This is a genomic window from Halorubrum luteum (genome assembly GCF_054652935.1).
Window position 1 is genome coordinate 1248146 of record NZ_BAAIGT010000002.1, and the last position, 25018, is coordinate 1273163.

The following is a 25018-nucleotide window of genomic DNA, read 5'->3' on the forward strand; positions in this document are numbered from 1 at the left end:
AGGATTTCGTGGGGGCCGGTAGCTCAGTTAGGGAGAGCGACGGACTCTTAATCCGTCGGTCGGGGGTTCAACTCCCTCCCGGCCCGTTCCACGAATTGCCGAGTGACGACGAATCGCCGAGTGACGACGAATCGCCAGGAAAAAATAACCCGTCGGTTCGGCTTCCGCCGTGTTTTTCATGATCGATTCGGTAGGAGAACGTATGAGTGACACAGCAGAGCTGTCGACACCCGCCGAGGAAGCACCTGATGTCGGTGAGCTGACACCACCGGACCGAACGCTCATGGGTCCCGGACCGAGCGACGTTCATCCACGCGTGTTGAAGGCGATGAGTACGCCGCTCGTCGGCCATCTGGACCCCTCGTTCGTCGAGATCATGAACGAGGTGCAGGAGCTGATGCGGTACACGTTCCGCACGGACAACCAGTGGACGATTCCGGTTTCAGGCACCGGATCAGCGTCGATGGAAGCGGCAATCGGCAATCTCGTCGAGCCCGGCGACACGATGCTCGTCCCGACGAACGGGTACTTCGGCGGGCGGATGGCGTCGATGGCACGCCGGGCAGGCGGCGACGTCGTCGAAGTGGATGCGCCGTGGGGCGAGCCGCTCGATCCCGCGGACGTCGAGGCGGCCTTCGACGAACATCAGCCGGACGTGTTCGGGTTCGTTCACGCTGAGACGTCGACAGGGGTGCTCCAGCCGGACGTCCCGGCGCTCACGTCGATCGCTCACGACCACGACGCGTACGTGATCGCGGACAGCGTTACGTCGCTCGGCGGCGTCGAGCTACGAGTCGACGAGTGGGGTATCGACGTGGCGTACTCCGGTCCCCAGAAGTGTCTCTCCTGTCCGCCGGGCGCGAGCCCGCTCACGCTCAACGATCGTGCGATGGACAAGGTGCTCGACCGCGAGGAGGAGCCACGGTCGTGGTATCTCGACCTCTCGCTGCTCGAGGGGTACTGGGGCGACGAGCGTGCGTACCATCACACCGCGCCGATCACGAACGTGTACGCGATCCGCGAGGCGCTTCGGCTCGTCGCCGAGGAAGGGATCGAGAACCGATGGGAACGCCATCGCACCGTCGCCGGCGGGTTGAAATCGGGGCTGCAGGAGCTCGGTCTCGAGATGAACGCGCCGGATGAGTACTGGCTGCCGAGTCTGAACGCCGTCCGCGTGCCCGACGGCGTCGACGACGCCGCGGTTATCGACTACCTGCTCGCGGAGTACGACCTCGAGATCGCGTCCGGGCTCGGTGATCTGGCCGGCGACATCTGGCGGATCGGCTGTATGGGCTACTCCGCCCGACCGAACAACGTGGAGTTCCTGCTCGCGGTGCTCGAGGAAGCGCTGGCCGAACAGGACTTCGAAGGATAGTCGCTCGGCAAACCACCGAGAAAGAGTCGCTCGGCAAACCACCGAGAAAGAGTCGCTCGGCAACACGGTACCGACTCTCACGCGACTTTTTCAACCCGGAACGCGTCGGCATCCCACATGACCGACGCGTTCGGCCGCGCGATCCGTGACCATCACCGCGGAGAGCGAACCGAACCTCTCCTCCATCGTGACGGCAGCGAAACGACCGAGCATCCGATCGACTCGTACTACTTCACCGAGTTCGACCCCGACGCCGATGACGGGTGGCTGGCGTCGTGGGTACAGGGGCCGCTCGTCGATCTGGGTGCCGGAACGGGCCGGCATGCGCTGTACTTTCAACAGCAGTTCGAAACCGTCGCGATCGAACCGAGTCCGGCGCTGGTCGAGACGATGCGCGACCGCGGCGTCGAGGACGCTCGGACGGGAGATATGTTCGACCTTCGTTCGCAGTTCGAGCGAGACCGGTTCCGATCCGCGCTCTCGAACGGGACGCAGCTCGGACTCGCCGGATCGATGCGGGGGCTCTCGGAGTTTCTCGGCGACCTCGCCTACGTGACGACGCCAGATGCGACCGCCGTGCTCGACAGCTACGACCCGACACATCCCGCCACCGCGGAACTGATCGGCTATCGCCACGATCCGACCCCTGGGCTCGCACATCGCGTGATGTTCTTCCAGTACGACGGAGCGTCGACTCCGATCCTCCAGATTCGACTTTTCAGCCCGGATCGTCTGCGGGAAGCAGCCGTGGGAACGGGATGGAAAGTCGCCGAGGTGGTCCGCGGCGATGCGGGCGACGCGTATCACTACCGCGCCGCTCTCGAGCGAACGGCACGCGAGTAGTCACGCCACGGTTGACGTGTCAGGAAGCTATCGTGCTACGAAGCTATTTACCCCTGATGTGAGAACATCGGCGCATGGGGGCGGGATCATCCGGACTCCTCGTACTCGTTGGGTCGGGAGTAACGCCGTCGCGGACGATCGAGTTCGCGCTCGATAGCGCGTCGTCGCTCGACGGCGACCTCGATCTACATCTCGTACAGACGGTACCACGCCGTCGCCCGTCACCATCCCGGGCCCAGCGACGGGGGATCGAGCGGGCCGAAGCCGTCGCCAGGGAGGTCGCACCCGAAGGCACGCCGGTCCACACCGCGCTGCTCGGGCTCGACCGCTATCTCGCCGACCCGACGGATCACGTGGCGGTGCTCGAGTCGTACGCCGCCGCCGAAGGGATCGATCGCGTGGTCGTCGATCCGAGCTACTCGGTCGACGCGACCGCGCCGACGCTCCAACCAGTCGAATCGGCACTGTCGGCAAGCGGCCTCACGTTCGACCGGGCACCGGCGGACGAGGGTCCTCGGCGACTCTCGAGGCCGATGCTGATCCGAGCCGGTGCGGTGTTCGTGCTGACGTTCGGCTTCTATCTGGCGCTTGGCGATCCCGGGTCGGCGTTCGACCTACTGACTGGCGCGGCGGCTGGAGTACTGGCGGCTGGGCTGTTCCGCAACGTCACGTTCGAGACGACGCCGAACCCCGTACGAGCGCCACTCGTCATCCTTCGCGGGGTCTGCTTCGTGCCGTATCTCCTCTGGGAGATAGCCAAAGCGAACGTCCAGTTCGCCTACGTCGTGTTACATCCGTCGCTGCCGATCGACCCGTGGCTGGATCGTGTCGACGCGGCGGTCGACGACGGTATCTCGGTTACCGGGCTCGCCAACAGTCTCACGCTCACGCCGGGCACGCTCACCGTCGAGGCCGACGGTAGCGAGCTGCTCGTCCACTCCCTGGATGGACCGACCCGCGAGGAGTTCCTCTCCGGCGCGCGAGAGCGAGCGATCGGCTTCGTCTTTCGGGGTCGTGCAGCTCTCGAGATATCGGGTCCGCTCGACCGGGGCGACGCGACTCGTCTTGCGGGACCGGGACACGGCGTCGGTCCGGGGGACGACGACCGATCGGGCGGAGAGCGAACCGATACGGGTCGAGACGGGGACGACGGTCCGGAGACGGAGGGTCGCCAGTGACCGACGTCGCGAGTGCCGCACTCCTCAGTGCGGCCGCGGCGGTCGTCGCACTCGCGGTTCTCCTGCTGTACCGGGTCGCGGTGGGGCCGACGACCCAGGACCGTCTGCTGGCGGTGAACGTCATCGGGACGAGCGCCGTGATCGTCATCGCACTCGTGGCTGCCGGACTCGACCGACCCGAGTTCCTCGACATCGCGCTGATCTACTCGCTTCTGAACTTCGTGTTAAGTCTCGCGATCTCGCGGTTCACGTTCCACGGAGGTGAGGTACGATGACCGGTCCGGTCGCGACCGCGGTCGTCGTGGTCGCCGCCGCGGGCTGCGTGTTCTTTACGCTCATCGGTGCTGTCGGCCTCTTTCGCCTTCCCGACGTGTACTGCCGGGCGCACGCGGCCACGAAGGCCGACACTCTCGGGGCGGGGTTCGCTCTCGTTGCGGTGACGGCGTACTTCGGACCGGGGATCGAGGCCGTGAAAACGGCGATCCTGCTGGGGTTTATTTACGTGACGAATCCGACGGCGGCACACGCCATCGCGCGCGCCGCCTACAGTCGGGAGGTATCGGTGTGGACGCGGTCCGAGCCGCTCGACAAGGACGGCCCGATCGATACCGGCACGTCGTCGAGTGAGCCTCCAGACGGTTCCGAAACCGGGGGTGAGTCGGCGTGACGCCGCTCGAGCTCGGCCTCGTCGCGTTCGTGATCGGGACGGCACTGCTCGCCGCGACGTTGCGGGACCTGGTCGGCGCGATCGTCGCCTTCGGAGCGTTCAGTCTGGGGTTGGCACTGATCTGGATCCTGCTCGCGGCCCCCGACGTGGCACTGGCGGAAGCCGCAGTCGGTGCCGGCGTGCTGTCGGTCCTCCTCGTTATCACCGTCGCACGAACCACCACGGGTCCGCCCGAAGCGATCACCGGGACGGCCGAGGACGATGGTGGGGACGAACCGGCGAAGCATCTTCGATCCACGAACCTGCCGTTGCTCGGAGCGATCCTGTTTCTCGCCGTCCCGCTGTTTCTCGTCGTTCGCGAACTCCCGGACGTCGGGGCGCCGGCGGCTCCGGCAGTCCGGTTCACGTTCGCCGACGGCACGCTCACGCCGTACGGCTACTACGTCGAGCACACGCTTGCGGAAACCGGCTTCTCGAACGCGGTCGCAGCGGTGCTCGTCGTCTACCGAACCCTCGACACGCTCGGGGAGCTGATCGTCGCGTTCGCCGCGGTCGCCGGCGTCCTGCTCGTGCTCCGGGGAGGTGAGCTGCGGTGACCGACTCGGGGGACGCGACAACGCCGAAATCGGATGACATCGAGGGGACGGAGACGGCCTACCTCCGGAGTCCGGTGATCCTGACGGCCGCGCGAACCGTTGTGCCGTTCGTGTTCGTTTACGGCCTCTTCATCACGCTCCACGGGACCGGCCTCCCCGGCGGCGGTTTCCAGGGCGGGATCGTAATGGGTGCGACGGTCGTTCTGATCGTGCTTGCGTTCGGCGTCGAACCGACCCGACGCTGGATCGACGAGCGGATTCTCGCTGGCGCGTTCGTCCTGGGATTCGCCCTGTTCGGGCTGGTAGCGTTCGCTGCGGTCGGTTTCGGTGGCGCGTTACTCGAGGTGTTTGCCGTCCCGATCGCGGTCGTGTACACGGTCGAGATCGTCGAGTTCGCTATCGGCATTCTCGTGGCCGCGGTCGTCGCCGGCCTCGTGGTCTGGATCGGAGCCGGCGCGGTCGATGACGGGGGTGAGCCGCCGTGATCGACGCGCTCGTCCACCCGTATCAGTTCGCCTTTCTCGTCGTGTTTCTCCTCGGCTTCTACGTGCTGATCGACAGCCGGAAGCTCGTCCGGAAACTGATCGGTCTCAACCTGCTGCAGATCTCAGTCTTCCTGCTGCTCGTGAGCGTCGGCTACGTCGACGGCGCCGGCCCCCCGCTCGTGGCCCAGGCTGGACCACACGCGAATCCATTACCGCACGCGCTCGTGTTGACGGCGATCGTCGTCGGCGTCTCGCTGACCGCGCTGGCGCTGGCGATCGTCGTGCGTCTCCATTCGGAGTTCGACACGACTGATATCCGAGAGATCGAACGAACCATTGCGGTCGAGGAACGCAGACAACGATCGATCGGCGAGGGGCAACACGACGGGAGCATCGGGAACCGATCGTCCGGGGGAGCGCACACGGATCCGGACGATGACTGATCCGGTCGTCGTCGAGTCGTATCGACCGTTCGCCGCGGTCGCGGCGTCGGGAGTCGCAGCGATCCTGATCGTGTTGTCGGCGCGACGGCCGACGCCCCGGGAGGGGTGGACGATCCTCGCGGCGGTCGTGAAGTTCGGGCTGGTGCTCAGCATGGTCCCCGACGCACTCGCGGGGCGGGAACACCTCGCCCATTTCGGCACCCTCGTCCCGGGTGTCGAGTTCGCGTTCCGGGCCGATCCGCTCGGTCTCCTCTTCGGCGTTGTCGCCAGCGGGCTGTACGTCCTCACGGCGGTGTACAGCATCGGCTACCTTCGCGGACTGGACGACCACGAACGCACCCGCTTTTTCGCGGCGCTAGCCGGTAGTCTCAGTGCCACGATGGGCGTCGCCTTTGCGACGAACCTGCTGGTGCTGTTCCTGTTTTACGAGCTGCTCACGGTCGCGACGTATCCGCTGGTCGCGCACGACGAGACCCACGAGGCCCGCCGAGCGGGTTACAAGTATCTCGCTTACGCTCTCTCGGGAGGCGTCCTCGTCGTCTTCGGCACCGTTCTCACGTTCTGGCTCGCCGGCACGGTGACGTTCGACACGGGCGGGATCGAGGAGCTGGCTGCGGTCGCGAACACGGATCCGCGGTTCGCCCGCACCGTCTTCGGCGTCCTGATCGTCGGTTTCGGCGTCAAAGCGGCGATCATGCCGCTGCACCCGTGGCTGCCCAGCGCGATGGTCGCACCCACGCCCGTTTCGGGACTGCTCCACGCGGTCGCCGTCGTCAAGTCCGGCGTCTTCGGAATCGCCAGAACCGTCCTCGAGGTGTTCGGTCCCGAGACGGTCGCAGCGATCGGAATGGGAGCGCCGCTCGCCATCGCCGCCGCGACAACCATGCTGCTCGGGAGCCTCCTGGCGCTGCGGCAAGACGATCTCAAACGTCTGCTCGCGTACTCGACGATCGCACAACTCTCCTACATCGTGTTGGGGATCGCGCTGCTTTCACCGGCCTCGATCGCCGGCGGCCTGCTGCATCTACCGGCGCACGCGTTCGCGAAGCTGACGCTGTTTTTCTGTGCGGGGGCGCTCTACGTCGAGTTACGGCTGAAGAAGGTCTCCGAACTGGCGGGCGTCGGTCGTCGGATGCCGTTGACGATGACCGCCTTCGCGACCGCTGCGTTCAGTATGGCGGGGATCCCGCTGTTCGCGGGGTTCGTGAGCAAGTGGTATCTGCTGGTCGGGGGGATCGAGGCGGGGTGGGCGTTCGTCCCGTTCCTGCTCGTCGCCTCGGGCGTGGTAAACGTGGCGTACTTCTGGCCGATCGTGTACACGGCGTTCTTCGAATCGGCCGAGCATGCCGACCCGAAACCGATAGTCGACGGACCGATCGGCGGTGCGACGACGACCGCCCCACGGCCCGACGGCGGGATCGACGACACACAGGTGACGCGAGGCGATCACGCCACTGGATCGCCCGGCGACCAGTGGGAGCGCGCTGACTGGTGGGGTGGGGAGACCAGCTGGCTCCTCGTCGGCCCGATTCTGGCGACCGCGCTAGTGGTCGTGGCGTTCGGAGTCGCGGTCGATTGGCTGTTCTTCGCGGACGCCACGAGAGCCATTGTCGACGCCGCAACGGGAGTGAGGGTGCCGTGATGGGTGTCGGACTCGCGACGGCTGGCCGGACGGCCCTCGTCGACCCGCTCACGATTCCGCCAGCGATTCTCGTCGCCATCGCGGCCGTCCTTGCCGCCTTTCTCCCTCGGCGCATCGGCCATGCCGCTGGAGCGGTCGCGCTCTCGGGGGTGTTCGTGTGGGCGGTTCTCGTCCCCGACGGCGTCGGAGCCACGGGGAGCTTTCTCGGCTTCGAACTGCTCGTGGTTGCCGTCGACACGCCTACTCGCCTCCTCGTGTTGATCTTCGGTGGATTCGGTGCTGCAGCCGTCGTGTACGCCTTCTTCGCGGGATTCGACCGCCGACACCTCGCGGTGGCGCTCGCGTACGTCGCGGCCGCGATATGGACGGTAACCGTCGGCGACTGGCTGTCGCTCGTCATCGGCTGGGAGATCATGGCGGTCGCTTCGACGCTTCTCGTCTGGCTCCACGGCGGAGCGGCGGTTCGGGCTGGCTACCGGTACGCGATCGCTCACGCGATCGGCGGCGGTCTGCTGCTCGTTGGCGTGGCTGCCCACCTGATCGCGGTCGGTCTCTCCCCGGACGCCCTCCAGTTCGACGGCACCGGCGTCGCACCGGGGTTCGCGACGCTTGCGGTCGGACTCGGCGTCGGACTGAACGCCGCGGTGATCGGCCTCCACGGGTGGCTGCCGGACACCTATCACCGTCCTCACGTTGCCACGTCAGTGTTCCTCTGTGCGTACACCACGAAGGCAGCGGTGTACGCGGTGTACCGCACCTTCCCGGACGGGAATCTCGTCCTCGCCTACGTCGGGGGGGTAATGGCCGTTTACGGCGCCGTGTACGCGCTGGCTCAGAAGGATATGCGGCGACTGCTGGCGTACCACATTCAGGCGCAGGTCGGCTACATGCTCGCGGGGATCGGCATCGGCTCGGCGCTCGGCGTCGCCGGCGGATTCGCACACCTGTTCAACAACGTACTTTATAAAGGACTGTTGTTCATGGTCGCCGGCGTAATCGTTCTACGGACCGGCGAGAACCGCCTCGACCGGTTCGGCGCGCTCGGATCGACGATGCCGATAGTTCTCGGGACGTTCCTCGTCGCTGCCCTGTCGATCACCGCCGTCCCGGGGTTCAACGGGTTCGTGAGCAAAGGGATGGTGCTGGATGCGGCCGCAGACGCCGGACTCGGACCGCTCCGTCTTCTGCTTCTCGCCGGTGCGGTCGGGACCTTCGCGTCGTTCATCAAGTTCGGCTACTACGCGTTCCGCTACGGTGATCCGGCTGAAGCCGCCGAGACGTCGGATGAAGCTGACGGCGCGGAACGCGTCAGGACCGCCCGCGCGGGCTTCGGTCATGCGGTCGTGATGGGCTTCATCGCCGCGACGTGTATCGTGCTCGGCGTCTACTACGATGTTCTGTTCGCGCTGCTTCCCGACCCGGCAGCGTGGGCGACCGACCCCTATTCCGTCAGTCATCTCACCGAGGCGTTCGGCCTCGCGGCGGCGGGCGTCGTCGCGTTTCTCGTCGGGAAACCGCTGTTCGATCGGCTTCACGGCGGGATCGACGTCCACCGGGTACACGATCCGCTGATCTTCTACGGCGGGGGCGGACTGGCAAGGGTGGTCTCCGCCGTCTTCCGGACGGTCGACGCTCGACTCGTCGCGCTCGCCGTGTTCTCGGTCCGTGCCGTCCGGGTGCCACAGTCGGTGCTCTGGTCGCTCCTTCCGGAAGGCTACGCCAACGCCTACGACGCACGACGACGACGCGTTCCCGGCGCAACCGGCCTGAAAGCGACCGTGGACGCGAGCATCTACGTGGTGCTGCTGTTGCTAGCGATCGCGCTGGGGGTGGCGTATCTATGATCGGGGATGCGATCGATCCGCTCGCGGTAGCGATCCCGGAGTGGTTCGCCGGTCTCGTCGTGTTGCTGCCGCTTTTCGCGTCGGTCGTCCCCATCGTCGCGGGCATGCGGTACGGGCGGATAGGTTGGCGAGTCGCCGTCGCGGTGCTTTCGGTCACCCTCGTCGTCGCCGCTGCGCTCGCCGTGGTCGTGTTCGTTGACGGTCTCGTTCGATACGAGATCGGGGGGATCCCGGTCCCGTACGGGATCGAGCTACACGCCGACGCCTTTTCAGTGACGATCGTGGCGCTCGATTCGCTCCTCGCGCTCGGCGTGCTCGCGTACACGCGCTCCGCCGGACCGGGATCGAACGCGTTTTACAGCTGTTATCTCCTTTTGACCGGCGGTATCATCGGCATCGCGATGGCGGGTGATCTGTTCAACCTGTACGTGTTTCTCGAGATCATGGCGATCGCTTCCTACGCCCTCGTCGCGGCGGCGAACTCCCGGTGGTCGACGTACGCCGCAATGAAGTACCTCCTGATCGGCACCGTGGGTGCGACGCTGTACCTGTTGGGCGTGACGCTCGTGTTTGCGGCAACCGGGACGCTCAACATGGCCTCGGCGTCGGTCCGGATCGCCGAAGTTGGCTACGGTGACCCGCTCGTGACCGCGGCGTTCGTCTTTCTGACGACCGGCCTCGTGATCAAGATCGCTCTGTTTCCGGTACACACGTGGCTCGCGGACGCTCACGCCTCCGCCCCGACCGCCATCAGCGCGATGCTGTCCGGGCTGGTGCCCGCAGTCGCGGTGTATGCCCTCTCCCGAGTCGTGTTTACGGTTTTCTCATTGGAGTTCCTGTACGCGAACCCGTGGCTGTGGGAGGGGTTCGTCGCCGTGGCCGTGTTGAGCATGCTGGTAGGAAACGTCTTCGCGGTGCTTCAGCGGGACGTGAAACTCATGCTCGCGTATTCGACGGTCTCGCAGTTCGGGCTGGTGGTAACCGGCATCGCCGTCGCGAACGAGACGGCCGTCTTCGGGGCCGTGCTACAGGTGTTCGGCCACGGTATCATCAAAGGCGGCCTGTTCGTCCTCGCGGGGATGTTCGCGATCCGGTTCGACGCTCGGACGCTCGAAGCGTACGCCGGGCTCGCCAAGCGATCGCCAGTGATGGGGCTCTCGTTCGTGTTGCTCGCACTGGCGATGATCGGGCTTCCCCCGACCGTCGGGTTCGTCGGCAAGTGGTACATCGCGCTCGGGGCTCTCAGGGAGGGTATGTGGATGGTCGCGTTCGTCGTGGCAGTCAGCACGCTGTTGACCGTAATGTACGTGGTCCCGTTCATCAACCGCCTGTACTTCCACGAACCGACCGACCGTCACGACACACAACCGGGCGTGACGCGCGCGATGATCGCCGTCGTGTTCCTCGCGGCGCTTTTCGGGATCGGACTGGGACTCGTGTCTGCGTGGTTCGAGACCGCCCTCGATCCGACGATCGCTCGGCTCCTCGGCTGATCGAGGGCGGGCCGGTCATCACACCACACGATTTCCTCCCGCGGCGTCTCCTACGGCTAGCTTCAACACGATTCGCCTACGGCTAGTTTCAACACGGCTCCCTACGAGCGTTCGGCCGTGACCGATGACCGAGAACGCTGGAATGAGAAGTACAGCAGCGACGACGAGTTCGAGCTCCCAGAGCACCCGATCCCCGAGCTCGAGCGACGGATCGACACGCTCCCCGAGGGCCGTGCGCTTGACGTCGCGACCGGGACCGGACGCAACGCGGTGTATCTCGCCGGGCGCGGCTACGACGTCGAGGCCGTCGACGTCTCCGACGAAGCCCTCGAACGGGGCCGACGCCGCGCCGCCGAGGCGGGCGTCGACGTCGAATGGATCCGGACCGATCTCACCGACTCCGAGTACGACATCGAGGCGAACGCGTACGACCTGATCACCGTGAGCTTCTTTGCCGCGCTCGAACTCGTGCCGGAGCTCAAGGATGCGCTCGCGCCCGGTGGCGTGTTGGTGTACGAACACCATCTCCGTTCGAGCGAACGCGTCGAGATCGGTCCCTCGAGGGACCGCCACCGCTACCGGTCGAACGACTTGCTCCGAGCATGCCTGGATCTGACGATCCTCACCTACGAGGAACGACGTCGCGAGGTCAACGACGGTACCGCGGCCGTGGCAACGGTAGTTGCCCGGAACTCGAGTGGCGGCGCGCAGTCGTATCCCGACGTTCCGGACGAGCGCTGAGACCCCTCCTCGCGCGAGCAGTCTCGCGTCGTCCGTTCGCTGTATTCCGCTACCGAACGAGAACTATTTCCCGTAGTGCTCGACCGAATATAAGAAATACGCGTGGCCGACAGTCGTGTCCCGCTCGCTCTCCCGTGTTCACCGCGGCAGGGCTGGCGGGACGCACGATCGCCGAGGCCGATGTCAGGGACCGAACGGGCGCGATGATCGTCGCCGTCGAACGCGACGGCGATCCGACGGTTCGCCTCCTTCGTTCGGGAGTGAGCGCATCCGGCCAATCACTAAGCGACTGGCACCAGTAGTGCTCGATATGGCACCCGACCCGCAGCGCGACTCCGCCACTCGCGAACGGTCACTCTCGCGTCGAACCGTGGCGAAGCTGATCGGTGTCGCGGCGGCGGTCAGCGCGGTCCTGATCGGCTTTTTGAGCGACACGTTCCGGCTTCGGTTCTGGGAGCAACCGGACCCGCCCGCCGCGAACGACGATCCTCCGCCCTCCCAAGCGGTGGTGCAGCTACCCAGCCCGCAGACGATACGGGGTGACCAGCGGGTTGAAACGGCCATCGCCGACCGCCGATCGCGGCGTGCCTTCGGCGAGAGAGCGCTCACGCCGGCCGAGATCGGACAGCTCTGCTGGGCCGCCCAAGGTATCACACAGCGGCGGGCGGGAGCTGTCGGTCTCCGGGCGGCACCGAGCGCGGGTGCTCAGTATCCGCTCGAGCTGTTCGTCGTCTGCACCGATCCCGGAATCCAAGACGTGGCTTCGGGCGTCTTCCACTACGACCCTGCCGACCACGAACTCGAGCGGGTACGCGATGGGTCCTTTGGCCCGCAGCTTCGCGAGATCGCTGTCGACCAAGAGTTCGTGGCGGAGGCCCCGCTCTCGGTCGTGATCACGGGAGTGGACGAGCGGACCATGGATCGGTACGGCGAGCGCGGGGAGCGCCGGTACGTGCCGATGGAGGCGGGACATGCGGGCCAGAACATCTACCTCCAGGCCGAGACACTCGACCTATCGACGGTGGCCGTCGGCGCGTTCGCGGACGCGGAGTTGCGGTCCCTTCTTGCAGTCGATGAGGAACACCGACCGCTTTACATCTTCCCGGTCGGGAGCAGTATATAACTGGAACGGGCTGCATTCCCGACGTCATTCACCGCCGACCGAGGAATCACCCACAAGCGGTGGCGATCGCGACGCGCCGTATCGCTCTCCCGGTGTCGCCGTCGGAGAGGCGCACACCCCTGTTGAAGATGTCGTCCTGTTATCGGTGCAGCTAACGCTTCTCTGTACTGTTCTATTTCCCCATGCATGGGGAAGGAATCGGGATGGACTCGCCGGGATTTGAACCCGGGGCCTCTCCCATGCCAAGGGAGTGATCTACCACTGATCTACGAGCCCTCGTGCGCACTACTGGCTTTCGCCGTGTAACTCTTAAGGGCTTCGACTCGACGTTTCTGGGGTCCTCCGTGCCACGATTCGACACCTCACTCTCGTTTCTGCGCGGCGTTCAGATCCGGTCGGAGTCGACGTACACGTCGAGGTCGACCGGTCGCTTGCTGCCCTCCAGGTCGGCGACTGCGCGTTCGACGACCCGTTCGGCCTCGGATTTGATGAGCGGAATCGTCTTTTCGAGCACCCAGTCGAACGAGACGAGACGCGGAAGATCCAACGCGTCGGAGCTGGCCGACCCCGGATCGAACTGCACCTCGAAGGCGACCTCACAGGCGGGTTCGTTCCCCGTATCGGATCCCGCATCCGCGTCGGGTTCTAGGGGGGTGATCCGCCAGCACCCCCCGGCGTCGATATCCTTCGTTATCGTCCAGTCGATCCGCGAAGGAGGCGTCACGTCGGTTACCTCCGACCGAGCGGTGTAGGTGAGTTTCCACCACGCAAACGTGAGCGCGTATCGTGTTCCAGGACCGCCGTCACCCGCGAGCGTGTGTACCTCCCGGAGATACTCCGAGTAGCGACCGTACCGCGGGAAGTCCAGCAGGAACTCATACACCGTCTCGGGAGCGGCGTACACCTCGGTGCTGACGACGAGCTCGTCCACGTCGTCACCTTCGACGGAGAGCGTATAAGTGATCGGTCACTCGGGCCAACCGAACCTATTTTTCCGCTCCGATCGACTGCCAACCATGGATACCGGCCGACAGTGGCGTCGCGTACTTCTCGTGTTCCTCCTCGTCGCGACCGCGACGGTACTTTTAAGCGGCGTTGCGGCTGGTGCCACGTCCGGCGTCGACTCCACGAACGTCGACGGTCCGCTCGGGACGGAGCCGCTCGCGAACGAGTCGGGACCGACCGAGGTCGTCGTTCGATTCACCCCGGTCGACGAGGTCGAACGACACGATCCGGGGGCGGTGGTTGACGAGCTCGAAACCCACGCTGCGGCCGAACAATCGGCGTTCGCGGCGTTTGCCGGCGACCACGATGCCATCACCGTCGAATCGGAGTTCTGGCTCGCCAACGCCATGGTGGTCACAGTGGATCCCGACGCCGTCGACGCGGCCGACCTCCTCGCCGTGTCGAACGTGACGCACGTCCACGAGAACGTCGAGATAGAGACGCTCGACATCGACGACGGTAGTTCCGCTCCGGACGGAGCGGTTTATATGCCGGAGACTCACGCGACACAAGTTCACACACAGGGGAATTACACCCCCGGGCTCGAACTCATCGGCACGCCTGCCGCGTGGGAGCGGTTCGAGACGCGCGGAGCTGGGGCGACTGTGGCCGTCATCGACACCGGCGTCGATCCGACACATCGGGATATCGACCTCGACGGGTGGGCCGAGTTCGACGAGAACGGCACGCTCGTGGCCGACGAGGTCGCGGATGCACGCGATCCGATCGGACATGGCACACACGTCGCGGGGACGGTGGCCGGCGGCGACGCGTCAGGCACACAGATCGGCGTTGCACCGGATGCGGGACTGTACGGTATCAACACGTTCGGCGAGGACGGCTCCGCGACGTTCGCCAGCGTGCTCGCAAGCATGGAGCATGCGACTGCGAACGAGGCGGTCGACGTGTTGCAGATGAGCCTCGGGACGAACGGAACGTTCGGTGGGTTCGTTCGACCAGTTCGGAACGCACGGGCGGCCGACAAGATCGTCGTCGCCGCGTCCGGCAACGCGGGCCACGGAACGTCGGCGTCGCCGGCGAACACGTACGATGCGCTGGCGGTCGGCGCGGTTCGCGACGACCGAGGGGTCGCGACCTTTTCCAGCGGCGCGGCGATCAACACGACCGCCGCGTTCGGAGGTACGCCGGCCGGATGGCCCGACTACTACGTCGTCCCTGACGTGACTGCCCCCGGCGTCGGGGTTCGAAGCGCCGAGGCGGGGACGACTGACGGCTACGTCGAGCTGCAGGGGACGAGCATGGCGGCACCCCACGTGGGCGGCATCGCCGCGCTGGCGGTCGCCGCGACGGACGGACGGATCGGCGGCGACGATCTTCAGTCGGCGGTCGTCGACACTGCCGTTCATCCCGACGGAGCGACCGAGCCTGACGACCGCCACGGGCACGGGGTCGTGGATGCGGAGGCGGCGGTGGAGGCTGCAGTCGAGGCGACTCCGCCGTCGCCGACACCGACGCCGTCGCCTGCACCAACTCCGACTCCGGACGCGGTCGACCCCGCGACTACGGATGACGCGTCCGGGTTCGGGGTGATAACCGCTCTCGTGGCCGCAGTGGCTCTCCTCGTCGCTGCGCGATCGACCTGCGACTCCGAAACGGGAGTCCGTCGGAGCGACTGAACTGGCTTCCCGAAGTCGTTGACTCCGCGAGAACCCGATTCCGCTCCGACCGAACACCGTCGAAACCGACAGCCGATCTGCCTTGCTGTCGACCGCCGAGATGCCAACCACCTCCGCTGCCAGCCGTCCCCGCCGCCAGCCTCAATGCCGCTCATCCCTACGCCTGTACATGGAGTATCGACCCCGAAGCAGTCGGACTGTTACCGTTCGTGAAAACCGACTTACCCCGCCCGATGGCCACAGCTTTCACGCGGAGAGTGGGGGTGAGATCGCGTGACTGCCGATCCGACCGTCCTCGTGATCGGTGGTGGAGCGACCGGAGCCGGCGTCGCGCGCGATCTCGCGTTGCGTGACGTCGACGTGACGCTCGTTGAGCGCGGCGGACTGGCAGGCGGGACCTCGGGACGCTCGCACGGCCTCCTCCACAGTGGGGCGCGGTACGCCGAGGCCGACGAGCGAGGGGCGGCGGAATGCCTCTCCGAAAGCCGTACGCTCCGGGAGATCGCGGGAGCCTGCGTTCGCGACACCGGCGGTCTGTTCGTTCGGCTCGAGGCGGACGACCCCGCGTACTTCGAGAAGAAACTCGACGCGTGTGCGGAGATCGGTATCGACACCGAGCGTCTCGACGCTGCCGACGTTCGGGAGCTGGTTCCGGACCTTTCCGACGACGTCGCCGAGGCGTTTCGAGTCCCGGACGGCGTGATCTATCCGTCACGACTCGTGGCGGCGAACGCCGCCGATGCGGAGCGACACGGAGCACGCGTCCACCCACACGCGCCGGTCGAGGACATCGACGTGACACCCGGGGAGACGGGCGTCACGTCGGTCCGTGTCGGCGGTGAGCTCGACGAAACCGTCGAGCCGGAGTACGTCGTCAACGCCACCGGTGCCTGGGCCGACCGGATCGCCGAGCTCGCCGACGTGGAGGTCGGCATGGCACCGAGTCGGGGGGTGATGGTCTCCGTCGAGTACGACGGACTCGGGCCCGTGTTGAACCGCTGCCGGGATCCGGACGACGGCGACATCGTCGTGCCTCATAACGGTGAAGTCGTGCTTGGAACGACGAGCGTCCCGGTGAGTGATCCGGACGCGTACGAGACCGCGGAGTGGGAGATCGAGCGCTCGATCGAGGAGTGTGCGGCGATGCTTCCGGCGGTGGCAGACGCCACGACGATCCGGACCTGGTGGGGTGTTCGGCCGCTGTACGCGCCGGACGAGGCTGGCTCGACCCGACGCGGTATCTCCCGCGGATTCACCGTGATCGACCACGCGGACGAGGACGTCCCGAACCTCTGTAGCGTGGTCGGCGGCAAGCTCACGACGTACCGCGAGATGGCCGAGGTGACGAGCGACCACGTCTGTAACCGACTCGGTGTCGAGGCACCTTGCAGGACGACGACCGAACCGCTACCCGGTGCCGACGATCCGGAGCAGCTCGACGCGTTCGTGGAGCGATACGGTGGATCGAATCCCACCGACGCCGACGTCGTCGGTGCCGGTGAGTCCTAGGCGGCCGAGCGTTCACTCCCGGCCGAGCCGCTGCTCCGGGATAACAGTCCGCAGGTGTTGCTGACGGCCGGCCGTGACGCGAGTGGTTCACTCTGAGAAGTCGGCGAGCGATCCGTGGTCTGCGTGGTCCGCGTCCGGGTCGTCGTCAGCGGACGAGTTCTCGTCGAACCTCGGCTCAGTCCACGGTGCCTCGGGATCGACGGGTTCGACCGCGTGGGAGATCTCCGCCTCGGAGTAGTCGATCTCGTCGTCGAACAGCATCGCGAGGCGCTGCCAGCGGGCGCTGAGATCGGACTCGCCTTCGGGACCGACCCGTGCGCCGTGCGTTTTGAAGAACCGGGTGCTGCGTCCGAGCCGGGAGCCTGCAGCCGTGTGTCCGTCGAAAATGGCGTCGAACTCACCGCCGGGCTCCAGGTCGCCCACTGGGAAGTCGTGAGCGGGTTCTTCGTCCCGCTCAGCAGCGTCGGCGCGACGCTTCGCGATCGTATGAAAGTACTCGTCGGCGTTCGACGCTTCGCGGGTGGACGTGGCTCTCGCCGCGGCGAGCGCGGCGTGGATCGCACAGAGGCGACCGCGCCACTCCTCGGGCTCCCAGCGCTCCGTAGCCAGCTCCTCGTAGCGCTGGATCGTCAACGCAACCTCATCACCCGCACGGAGATCCTCGACGACGTAGAGATTGAGTCGCTCCCAGAGGTTCCAGGCGTAGCCGGATCGGGCGAGCTCCCACGCGGCCCACGCGGCGATCTGCTCATCGGAGCGTCGGACGGCCTTCTGGAGCAGGCTCGAGACGTCGTAGCGGCTGTAGCCGCCGTCGGTCTCGTTCGGCTCCTTCGACTCGCCGAAATCGTTCTCGCCGGTCGCGTCCGGCGTCGTCTCGGTCTCGAGGCTCCCGTCCGCGCCGAAGGTCGTCTGTCTCTCGTTCCCGTCGGTCATATTCCCGCTCGCGCCGGGACGAACTTAAAAACGATGCGTACGATCGGCTCTCGTCGGCCGGTTTCGGGCGCGGGAAACGGCTCGAGCCGGGATCGAAAGAGAACTCTTAAGTCCGATCCGGCGACTACGATTACTCGACCGCCCTTAGCTCAGCCTGGTAGAGCAGCCGACTGTAGATCGGCTTGTCCCCCGTTCAATTCGGGGAGGGCGGACTGGTTTTCGGGCCGATTCGCAGTCGACCGCGGATCGGCTTGTCCCCCGTCCCCGCGAGCGGAGCGAGCGGGGAACAGCGAGTCGCAGCGCCGAGCGAAGCGAGGCGATCGTCTCGCGCGTTTCAATTCGGGGAGGGCGGACTGGTTTTCGGGCCGATTCGCAGTCGACCGCGGATCGGCTTGTCCCCCGTCCCCGCGAGCGGAGCGAGCGGGGAACAGCGAGTCGCAGCGCCGAGCGAAGCGAGGCGATCGTCTCGCGCGTTTCAATTCGGGGAGGGCGGACTGGTTTTCGAGTCGATACGGATTCACTCTGGACACGCTGGATCGTCGGGCAGTATCCTCCCGACCGTCTCGCCCCAGTCATCGAACCGCCAGTCGACGGTCACGACACGCCGGACGCGCCGTTCCCACGTCCGCATCACCCACTCGCCGACGCGTCTCGACTCGATACGGATCGGGCGCCCATCCGCGTCGACGACGACGGTCACTCGATCCTGCAGCCTGCCGCCGTGTGGCAGTTCGTACACGAATCGATCGGTTCCGTCAACCCGCTCGCGATCGACGGGCTGCAGGTCGGGATCGCCCTGTAATCGTTTCCGAAACGCGCCCGGCACCACCGGCGCGCGGTCGACCGCGTCGACCGTGACAGCTGGGACGGCGGACAGCCCGTGGTCGAGTGTGCGCGGATCCGGGTCGAACGCCTCGATCGGGTCGGTCCGGCACCGGTCTCCGACGACCAGCCGACCACGGTCCTTGCGATGATACCGCACGATCCGAGTCTCATCACGCTCGTACTCGAGCCGGAGCGTGTCGCCGACGACCCGGACGGACACCTCCTCGATCGACGTTCCCTCCTCGTCGGGATCGACGGTGATCGAGCCGGTGACGGAGAACTCCTCTTCGACTGCGAGCAGCTTCCCCAGAGCCGGACCGTCGTCCTCGTTTGCCGCCGTCTCGTCCCCGTCATCGCCTCCGTGATCGGCACAGCCAGCGATACCGGCGCTCGCGAACGCGACTCCCGAAAGCAGGATCCGCCGCCGATCGTAGCTCACTCGTACGGGTTCGGCTGGACGAAAATAGCTCTTACGAGCCGCAGCACGCGTGCCGTGAGCTCTCGCGAGCGTAGACGCATCTGACGTGTCGGATCGTTTTTCATGTACGTTTGGTGTTAAGACCTTATATGGATCTCCCATAGACCAATCCGATTTATAAGAAGACATTAGTGTGAGAAGTAGCTGGAACACTGTGTAAATGAACACTCGAAGAAACTCAGCGTGGACGACTCGCGGCGTCGACGTAACGGCGGTGGTCTCGCATCGCTGGTAGTCGCGGCGACGCGGTGCCGGCGGACGTCGGACTCGACGATCCGGAGCAGTCCGTCGAGCGGATATCGGCGTTCGTTCGGTCGTCGATGGCGCGCGCGGACGCCGACGGGGTCGTGGTGAACATGAGCGGCGGTCTCGACTCCACGGTGGTTGCCGCCCTCGCGGCGGAGGCGCTCGGGCCGGACCGGGTGTACGGGCTGACGCTTCCCTCCAACAAGACGGGAGCCGTCCACGCGCGGGACGCCGAGGGGTTGGCCGAGGCGCTCGGGATCGAACACGAGACGATCCATCTACAGCCGGCGCTGTCCGGATTTTCGGGCTGTATGCCGGACCGGTTCGATCTCCACGACGACCCGGTGTCGACGGGGAATCTCGTCGCTCGGCTCCGCATGGCAACCGCGTACCTCGCAGCTAACGTCACCGGCGGGATCGTGTTGGGAACGACGAACCGGAGCGAGCGGCTGCTCGGATACGTGACGAAACACGGGGATGGCGCGGCCGATGTCCTCCCGATCGGACATCTGTACAAGACGCAGGTACGCGAGCTCGCCCGAGCGCTCGAGGTCCCGGAGTTCGTCATCGAGAAACCGCCGACGGCAGGGTTTCTTCCCGGTCAGTACGACCGTGACGACCTGGGCGCACCGTACGACGTCGTCGACCCCGTGTTGCGTCTCGCGATCGATGGAGGGATCGAGACTCCGGTCGTTGCCGACCGGCTCGGCGTCGACGAGTCACTCGTGCAACGGCTGCTCGCCCGGCACGACCGAACCCGACACAAGCGATCGCTCCCGCCGACGCCGACCGAGGACAGGTAGGTCCGAAACTACCACTGGCACATGCGCCGGTAGCCAACCACTTTCCGATGCAGACGGGAGAGCCGCGACCATTGACCGAGGCGGTGACCGTCACGGATCGAGCATCAAGCTGACACAGTCAGGCTGTACTGGTTTGTTCACACATCACGTGGTTGTTCGTATGTCCGAATCCGACGACCCCGAAGAACGGATCGACGAAACGACCACGTGGCCAGAACTGGCCATCGGGCTGTACGACCGGCTTACCGGGCGGAACGCCGAGATCAGCTACGAGTTCGAGGATCTGGAAGTCGACGTCCCAAGCGGGACGGGTGATGACGCGGAACACGCCCACTGGCGAGTCGACGGTACGGTTCGCGTCACAACCCGCGAACAGGAGTGACGGTAGCCGGCATCGACCGGGTAGGAACCACCCTCTCGGTCACGACCGAGGACCTGACGGTGGCGGTGGACGGCGTTGTGGCGGACGTACGGTCAACCGGCGACACGCTCCTGTTCGAGCTACACACGGTTCGGGACGCCCTCCGAGCCGCGCGATCACTCGGCGGAGGTCCGAACGAGCAGGCACTCCGGGAGCTGCTGTACGCGACCGGCCTCAGCGTCGAGGTTCGCGTTCGGCACCGGACCGTGGCGGTGCTTGGCACTCGCGCGACACCCGGCTTCGTCTCGCGACGAGTCGCGGGTTGTGATGTCGAACTTCGTCCTCTCGGTGCCGTGTCCGCACTTGCCGACGGTGTTCGGTCGCTTCGAGGCGCGGGTCGCCGACTGCTTCGGTAGACGGATCCGGCGTCGCGTTCGCAGGAGCGATACGACGCGAGGTGTCCGGTCTGCCATCGGCCGGCAGTGTGAAGCGGGTCGCCTCCGTACGGATCGATGACTGATGTTCGAGTTCTCGCTGGTCGCCGGACTCCTTCTGGGTCCGGCCGTCGGCTTCGCTGCAACGCTCGCAATGGACGTCGTGATGACGCAACTGCCGGAGGGGGAGACCCCACCGCGCGTGGCGGCCGGCGTGCTCACCGACACGCCAGTTGCAAGCGCCCCGGAGCGTCTCGCAACCGTGGTCCATTACGTTGCGGGGGCGGGATCCGGGCTGCTCCTTCTGTGGCTGCTCGCCGCGTTCGACAGCGTAACCGGTGCGCTCGGCGAGGGTGCCGTCGCAACTGCGGTCACCGTGGGTCTCGCCGGGAGCGTCATGCTCGTCCTGATGATCGGGTTCTTCGCGATCGTTCCGCTCCCGAGGGCCAGAGGGCTAAGGCGGCAGCGGCTGTCCCGGATCCGGACCGACTGGTCGATCATGGCGACGACGTACGTGATCGTCGCCAGCACGCTGTTTCTCGCCGCGGGAGCGATCGTTTGAGGACAGATTCCGACCACGTCGTTCGCGGTGGATGAACCGTCCCATCGTCGGCCGATATCCGAATCCACCCACCGTTCGCTCCGAATCCACCCACCGTTCGCTCCGAATCCACCCATCGTCCGATTCGCCCGCCGATTCGGAGCTGCTACCCGTGTCGATTCCGCACTCCAAAGCGGACCCACAGCGCTTGCCGTGTATCGTCCGAGGACGTAAGCGGTCGCAGTTCTAACGGTGGGTGATGCCCCTCTCACCGACTCGGGCTGCGCTCGTGGTCGCGCTCCTCGCCGTGATCGTGTTCGGGGTACGCGTCGCCGACTTCCGTGCGATCCACGACCGACTCTCTCGCCGGCTCATCGGCGGCTTCCCGTGGGGAACGGCCGTGATCGTCACGGTTCTCGTCGGGTTCTATCTGTTCGCACAGAGCGGGCTCTCACACCCTCGGGATCCCGTCGTGTACCCCTTCGTCTCCTGGTCGTACAGCTATCCGACAGGCATCCTGACCGCCGGGATCGCCCACGGTAGTCTCGACCATATCGCTTCGAACGTGGGTGCCACGCTGGTGTTGGCTCCGATCGCCGAGTACGTCTGGAGCCACTACCCGCATGCCGGGCGCAACGGAAGGGGATTCGGTCCGACTGGCGACTTCCCGCGTCGTGTCGTCACTGATGGTGGACGCGTCGAAGCTGGCGGCTCCGCTGGCTCCCGTGGAGTCCTCTCTCGTCCGTGGGTCCGTGCGGTCGTCGTCTTCCCGACCGTCGCGTTCGCGGTCGCGTTCGTGACCGCTGCGTTCTCGCTCGGGCCCGGACTCGGGTTCTCCGGGGCGGTGTTTGGCGTTCTGGGATTCGCGCTCGTGGCTCGACCGCTCGCCACCGTCGGCGGCGTCGTCGCCACCTCCGCGCTCGGGACGCTGTTTTCGGCGTTCACCCAACCCGTCGTTCGGGAGACCATCGCGACCGGCCCGCCGGCTCCGCCAGCTTGGGCCGGCGTGGGGTTTCAAGCGCACCTGTTCGGGTTCCTGCTCGGCGTGCTGCTGGCGGTCGGACTGTGTGCCACACGGGACGAGCGACCTCCCGCTGCTCACCTGTTGCCAGCAGCGCTCATCGTCGGACTGGTCCAATCGCTGTGGCTGGTGGCCGGCGGCGGGAGCGAGGAGTTCGTCCAGTACCGCGGCGCGGGGGTGACGCTGCTGATCGGGCTCGTGATCGTCGTCACCGTGGCCGCTGCTGGACGCGGGGATCCGCTGCGACACACGCGGCTCGTCCCGAACGGACTGCGGGAGCTGCTCGCCGGGCGGCTGCCGTCCGGCCGGCGGGTCGCTGCCGCGTGGCTGCTCGTCGTCGTGGCCGGCACGTCGATCGCGGCCGTGGCCGTCGTCGCGGTCGGCGAGCCCCCCTTCATCGCCGTTGGTGGTGCCGCAGTACTGGCGCTCCTGCTGTCCGTTCCCGCGCTACCACCCCTGCTGCCGGCGCGGGTACACGACGGGCCGCTCTCGTATCGTGGCGGAGCGACGCTGCTTCTCGTCGGTGCGACGCTCCTGATCTCGGTTCCGATGGTCGCGTTCGGTCTGCTCGTCGTCGACGATCCGACGATCGAGGGATCGGACGCGGTCGAGGTTCGAGATTACACCGTGGCGTACGTCGCCGAGGAACCGAGCCCGAGAGCATCGATGGTGGACCTGGGCGGCGATCCCACCACCGCACGGACCGACGGAGTCGTAGTAGCCAGCGACGTACGAGAGATTTGGACCGTCGCGGAGCGGCCGGAGCGCCTCGCATACGAGGGCGACGGAGCCGTCGTCGTCGGCGGAATCGGCTGGCGGGAGACGGTTGAGGTCGATCGTGTCGCATGGGACGTTGCCGGGGGCGGCGAGGCGTATGCGGTTGATCTCGACCACGACGACCGGACGGTACGCTCGTACGTCGGCGATCCCGTCACCGCTGCCGGTGAACTCGATGGGTACGCGTTCGCCGTCGCCCCGACCGCTGACGGATTCGCGGTGGAACTCGACCGGCGTGGAGAGCCGGTCGCGACGGCGGCGGTTCCGTCCCCCGAGGAGTCGACGACCGTCGGCGAGTTCACCCTGCGGACCGAGCCGAGCAAAAACGAGTCGGACGATGGCGACGTCCTCCGGCTGTTCGTCGAAGGAGAGCACGGTGAACTGCTGCTAGCCGAGCGAACCGACTGATGCGACCCGCGTGCGGCAGTCGCTGATCCTTGCAGATGGCCTCCTCACGACCCGGACACGATGACCACGCTCAAGGGTGTCGTCTCCGACCCTTCGCGTATGACCGTTCGCTACGACGGCCTCACGATCGAGTGGCTCGGCTACGCCACCGCGCGCATCGAGACTGTCGACGGGTTCGTCGCGTACACGGACCCGGGACGCTACGGCGTGCTGGACGACTACTGGGCACGCGACGGCGACCTCGTCGTCGTCACCCACGACCACCACTACGATCCCGATGGGATCCGTTCCGTCGCCGACGACGATGCGACCGTCGTCGTGTACGATGCCGTCGACGTCGCCGGAATCGACCGCGACGTCGACCCGGTCGAGTCGCTCGCGAGCGAGTACGAGGTGATCCGGGTCGACGACGAGGCCCGAGTCGACATCGGGGGGACTCCCGATGCAACGATCTGGTCCGTCGCGGCGTACAACGACCCCGAGGGGCCGAACGCGACCCCCGACGGGAGCGTCACACACCCGCCCGGATTCGGCTGCGGCTTTCTGCTATCGCTCGGGGACCGGACGGTGTTCTGGCCGGGTGATTCGGACGCGCTCGACGGGTTCGCCGAGCTGGACGTCGACGTGTTTCTCGCGAACATCGGCGGCGGCGGGATCGTCTCGGACCGCCATGCGGCCGCCGACCTGACGGAGCGGATGGCCCCGGAGCTGGTCATCCCCATTCATTACGACACGTTCGACACTCTCGAAGCGGACGGGGAGGCGTTCGCTGCGGACGTCGCCGCCCGGTCGATAGCAGTTGCACTCGACGAGCGGTCCGCGAACCAGTGATCGGGCCTGCGCAGGTCGACTCTCGGATTCCGTCCCGCCCGTGACTCGCCGGGGATCGTTTTCCGGATGGGAATCCTCCGGGGAATCGTTTTCCGGATGGGAATCCTCCGGGGAATCGTTTTCCGGATGGGAATCCTCCGGGGAATCGTTTTCCGGATGGGAGTCGTACACCCACGTATGTACGTCCGCGATGCAAAAAACCGGGACGAAGCGTGGCTGCTTGATGAGATCGAGCGTATGGGGCTCGACGACGCCGCCTTTCGCTCGCGGGACTACGTGATCGCGGTCGACGAGGAGTCACACGAGCGGACGGGGTTCGGTCGGCTTCGGATCCACAAAACCGAGGACGGCGACGAGGTGATCGAGCTCACCGGCATCGGCGTGTTGCCGTCGTGGCGCGGCCACGGCATCGGCGCGCACGTCGTCGAGCGGCTCGTCGACACCGCCGCAGCCGACGGGTTCGAGACGGTGTACGTCCTCACTGACGAGGCCGACTACCTGACGCAGTTCGGCTTCGAGCCGATCGAGGAGACCGAGCTCCCTGCGCCGTTACAGGAACGACTGGAGACGAAACGCGAGACGGTCGCCGAGGACGTGGTCGGGCTCCGGATCGATGTCGAGGCGTTCGAGATGGCCGACCGGTTCCGTGAGGCGTTCAAACGGGTCTCGGAGGCGGTCGACGACACTGACGAAGACGATGGGACCGAATCCCCCGAGGATTTCGGTATCGACCCAGAGACGGCGACGTACAAGTACGACACGGGCCGATAACTTATTAA

Annotated in this window: 26 protein-coding genes and 3 tRNA genes; 25 read left to right on the top strand and 4 right to left on the bottom strand. The window is 66.3% G+C overall.

The genetic code is table 11. The features are described from left to right. Positions 1-12 precede the first annotated feature (12 nt). The 15 genes from ACYQ0R_RS06205 (at position 13) to ACYQ0R_RS06275 (ending at position 12430) form a co-directional block, all read left to right on the top strand. Positions 13-86 (top strand) — tRNA-Lys (locus tag ACYQ0R_RS06205). A 116-nt stretch (positions 87-202) separates the two neighbouring features. Beyond that, positions 203-1375: a pyridoxal-phosphate-dependent aminotransferase family protein gene (locus tag ACYQ0R_RS06210; protein WP_459821673.1), complete on the top strand. Its 1173-nt coding sequence runs from the start codon at positions 203-205 to the stop codon at positions 1373-1375. Positions 1376-1492: 117 nt separating this feature from the next. Beyond that, complete coding sequence (locus ACYQ0R_RS06215) at positions 1493-2218, top strand: methyltransferase domain-containing protein (protein WP_459821675.1); 726 nt, start codon at positions 1493-1495, stop codon at positions 2216-2218. 74 nt (positions 2219-2292) lie between these two features. Next, the gene (locus ACYQ0R_RS06220) at positions 2293-3396 is read left to right on the top strand and encodes a monovalent cation/H+ antiporter subunit E (RefSeq protein WP_459821676.1); all 1104 of its coding nucleotides are present in this window, start codon (positions 2293-2295) and stop codon (positions 3394-3396) included. Beyond that, entirely contained in the window at positions 3393-3671 is a 279-nt protein-coding gene (locus ACYQ0R_RS06225) for a cation:proton antiporter (RefSeq protein ID WP_459821678.1), read from the top strand. Before ACYQ0R_RS06220 ends, ACYQ0R_RS06225 begins: the two co-directional genes overlap by 4 nt. Then, a complete protein-coding gene (gene mnhG / locus ACYQ0R_RS06230; protein WP_459821680.1) occupies positions 3668-4063 on the top strand; it encodes a monovalent cation/H(+) antiporter subunit G in 396 nt (131 codons plus the stop codon). Before ACYQ0R_RS06225 ends, mnhG begins: the two co-directional genes overlap by 4 nt. Continuing rightward, entirely contained in the window at positions 4060-4659 is a 600-nt protein-coding gene (locus tag ACYQ0R_RS06235) for a DUF4040 domain-containing protein (protein ID WP_459821681.1), read from the top strand. Before mnhG ends, ACYQ0R_RS06235 begins: the two co-directional genes overlap by 4 nt. Beyond that, a complete protein-coding gene (locus ACYQ0R_RS06240; RefSeq protein ID WP_459821682.1) occupies positions 4656-5144 on the top strand; it encodes an MnhB domain-containing protein in 489 nt (162 codons plus the stop codon). The genes ACYQ0R_RS06235 and ACYQ0R_RS06240 overlap by 4 nt, the downstream gene beginning before the upstream one ends. After that, positions 5141-5587 carry a sodium:proton antiporter gene (locus ACYQ0R_RS06245; protein ID WP_459821684.1) on the top strand — a complete coding sequence of 149 codons (447 nt, stop codon included), beginning with the start codon at positions 5141-5143 and terminating at the stop codon, positions 5585-5587. The genes ACYQ0R_RS06240 and ACYQ0R_RS06245 overlap by 4 nt, the downstream gene beginning before the upstream one ends. Further along, positions 5580-7229 (top strand): complex I subunit 5 family protein, encoded by a 1650-nt coding sequence (locus ACYQ0R_RS06250; RefSeq protein WP_459821686.1) that lies wholly within the window; start codon positions 5580-5582, stop codon positions 7227-7229. The genes ACYQ0R_RS06245 and ACYQ0R_RS06250 overlap by 8 nt, the downstream gene beginning before the upstream one ends. Beyond that, complete coding sequence (locus ACYQ0R_RS06255; protein WP_459821688.1) at positions 7229-9073, top strand: Na(+)/H(+) antiporter subunit D; 1845 nt, start codon at positions 7229-7231, stop codon at positions 9071-9073. Before ACYQ0R_RS06250 ends, ACYQ0R_RS06255 begins: the two co-directional genes overlap by 1 nt. Next, complete coding sequence (locus ACYQ0R_RS06260; protein ID WP_459821690.1) at positions 9070-10566, top strand: monovalent cation/H+ antiporter subunit D family protein; 1497 nt, start codon at positions 9070-9072, stop codon at positions 10564-10566. The genes ACYQ0R_RS06255 and ACYQ0R_RS06260 overlap by 4 nt, the downstream gene beginning before the upstream one ends. A 117-nt stretch (positions 10567-10683) precedes the next feature. Further along, positions 10684-11307, top strand: coding sequence for a class I SAM-dependent methyltransferase (locus ACYQ0R_RS06265; RefSeq protein ID WP_459821692.1), 624 nt, complete (start codon positions 10684-10686; stop codon positions 11305-11307). 134 nt (positions 11308-11441) lie between these two features. Further along, positions 11442-11609: a TrkA C-terminal domain-containing protein gene (locus tag ACYQ0R_RS06270; RefSeq protein ID WP_459821694.1), complete on the top strand. Its 168-nt coding sequence runs from the start codon at positions 11442-11444 to the stop codon at positions 11607-11609. Between the two features lie 8 nt (positions 11610-11617). Beyond that, on the top strand, positions 11618-12430 hold the full coding sequence (locus ACYQ0R_RS06275) for a SagB/ThcOx family dehydrogenase (RefSeq protein ID WP_459821696.1): 813 nt from the start codon (positions 11618-11620) through the stop codon (positions 12428-12430). Positions 12431-12634: 204 nt separating this feature from the next. Here ACYQ0R_RS06275 and ACYQ0R_RS06280 read toward each other — a convergent pair. Continuing rightward, a tRNA-Ala gene (locus ACYQ0R_RS06280) sits at positions 12635-12706 on the bottom strand. A gap of 109 nt (positions 12707-12815) precedes the next feature. Beyond that, a complete protein-coding gene (locus ACYQ0R_RS06285) occupies positions 12816-13361 on the bottom strand; it encodes an SRPBCC family protein (RefSeq protein WP_459821697.1) in 546 nt (181 codons plus the stop codon). Positions 13362-13446: 85 nt separating this feature from the next. Between ACYQ0R_RS06285 and ACYQ0R_RS06290 the strand changes: the two genes are divergently transcribed. Both ACYQ0R_RS06290 and ACYQ0R_RS06295 read left to right on the top strand, forming a co-directional pair. Beyond that, a complete protein-coding gene (locus tag ACYQ0R_RS06290; RefSeq protein WP_459821699.1) occupies positions 13447-15072 on the top strand; it encodes a S8 family serine peptidase in 1626 nt (541 codons plus the stop codon). Positions 15073-15345: 273 nt separating this feature from the next. After that, positions 15346-16581 carry an FAD-dependent oxidoreductase gene (locus ACYQ0R_RS06295; protein WP_459821701.1) on the top strand — a complete coding sequence of 412 codons (1236 nt, stop codon included), beginning with the start codon at positions 15346-15348 and terminating at the stop codon, positions 16579-16581. An 87-nt stretch (positions 16582-16668) separates the two neighbouring features. On the opposite strand, the gene ACYQ0R_RS06300 is transcribed toward ACYQ0R_RS06295, so the two are convergent. After that, positions 16669-17514, bottom strand: coding sequence for a hypothetical protein (locus tag ACYQ0R_RS06300; protein WP_459821703.1), 846 nt, complete (start codon positions 17512-17514; stop codon positions 16669-16671). A 138-nt stretch (positions 17515-17652) separates the two neighbouring features. Between ACYQ0R_RS06300 and ACYQ0R_RS06305 the strand changes: the two genes are divergently transcribed. Beyond that, positions 17653-17726: transfer RNA gene (locus ACYQ0R_RS06305), tRNA-Tyr, on the top strand. A gap of 305 nt (positions 17727-18031) precedes the next feature. Here the strand turns inward: ACYQ0R_RS06305 and ACYQ0R_RS06310 are convergent. Next, positions 18032-18778 carry a hypothetical protein gene (locus tag ACYQ0R_RS06310; RefSeq protein ID WP_459821705.1) on the bottom strand — a complete coding sequence of 249 codons (747 nt, stop codon included), beginning with the start codon at positions 18776-18778 and terminating at the stop codon, positions 18032-18034. A gap of 287 nt (positions 18779-19065) precedes the next feature. On the opposite strand from ACYQ0R_RS06310, the gene ACYQ0R_RS06315 reads away from it, so the two are divergent. The 7 genes from ACYQ0R_RS06315 to ACYQ0R_RS06345 all read left to right on the top strand — a co-directional run bounded on the left by ACYQ0R_RS06315 (position 19066) and on the right by ACYQ0R_RS06345 (position 25010). Beyond that, positions 19066-19866: an NAD+ synthase gene (locus ACYQ0R_RS06315; protein WP_459821707.1), complete on the top strand. Its 801-nt coding sequence runs from the start codon at positions 19066-19068 to the stop codon at positions 19864-19866. A 160-nt stretch (positions 19867-20026) separates the two neighbouring features. Beyond that, complete coding sequence (locus ACYQ0R_RS06320) at positions 20027-20248, top strand: hypothetical protein (protein WP_459821709.1); 222 nt, start codon at positions 20027-20029, stop codon at positions 20246-20248. Further along, positions 20245-20643, top strand: a complete 399-nt coding sequence (locus ACYQ0R_RS06325; RefSeq protein ID WP_459821711.1) for a peptide ABC transporter ATP-binding protein — start codon at positions 20245-20247, stop codon at positions 20641-20643. Before ACYQ0R_RS06320 ends, ACYQ0R_RS06325 begins: the two co-directional genes overlap by 4 nt. Positions 20644-20746: 103 nt before the next feature. Beyond that, positions 20747-21223: a hypothetical protein gene (locus tag ACYQ0R_RS06330; RefSeq protein ID WP_459821713.1), complete on the top strand. Its 477-nt coding sequence runs from the start codon at positions 20747-20749 to the stop codon at positions 21221-21223. A 238-nt stretch (positions 21224-21461) separates the two neighbouring features. Continuing rightward, positions 21462-23408 (top strand): rhomboid family intramembrane serine protease, encoded by a 1947-nt coding sequence (locus tag ACYQ0R_RS06335; RefSeq protein ID WP_459821715.1) that lies wholly within the window; start codon positions 21462-21464, stop codon positions 23406-23408. 99 nt (positions 23409-23507) lie between these two features. Next, the gene (locus ACYQ0R_RS06340; protein WP_459821717.1) at positions 23508-24239 is read left to right on the top strand and encodes an MBL fold metallo-hydrolase; all 732 of its coding nucleotides are present in this window, start codon (positions 23508-23510) and stop codon (positions 24237-24239) included. A 177-nt stretch (positions 24240-24416) separates the two neighbouring features. Then, positions 24417-25010: a GNAT family N-acetyltransferase gene (locus ACYQ0R_RS06345; RefSeq protein WP_459821719.1), complete on the top strand. Its 594-nt coding sequence runs from the start codon at positions 24417-24419 to the stop codon at positions 25008-25010. The last annotated feature ends 8 nt before the right edge of the window (positions 25011-25018 follow it).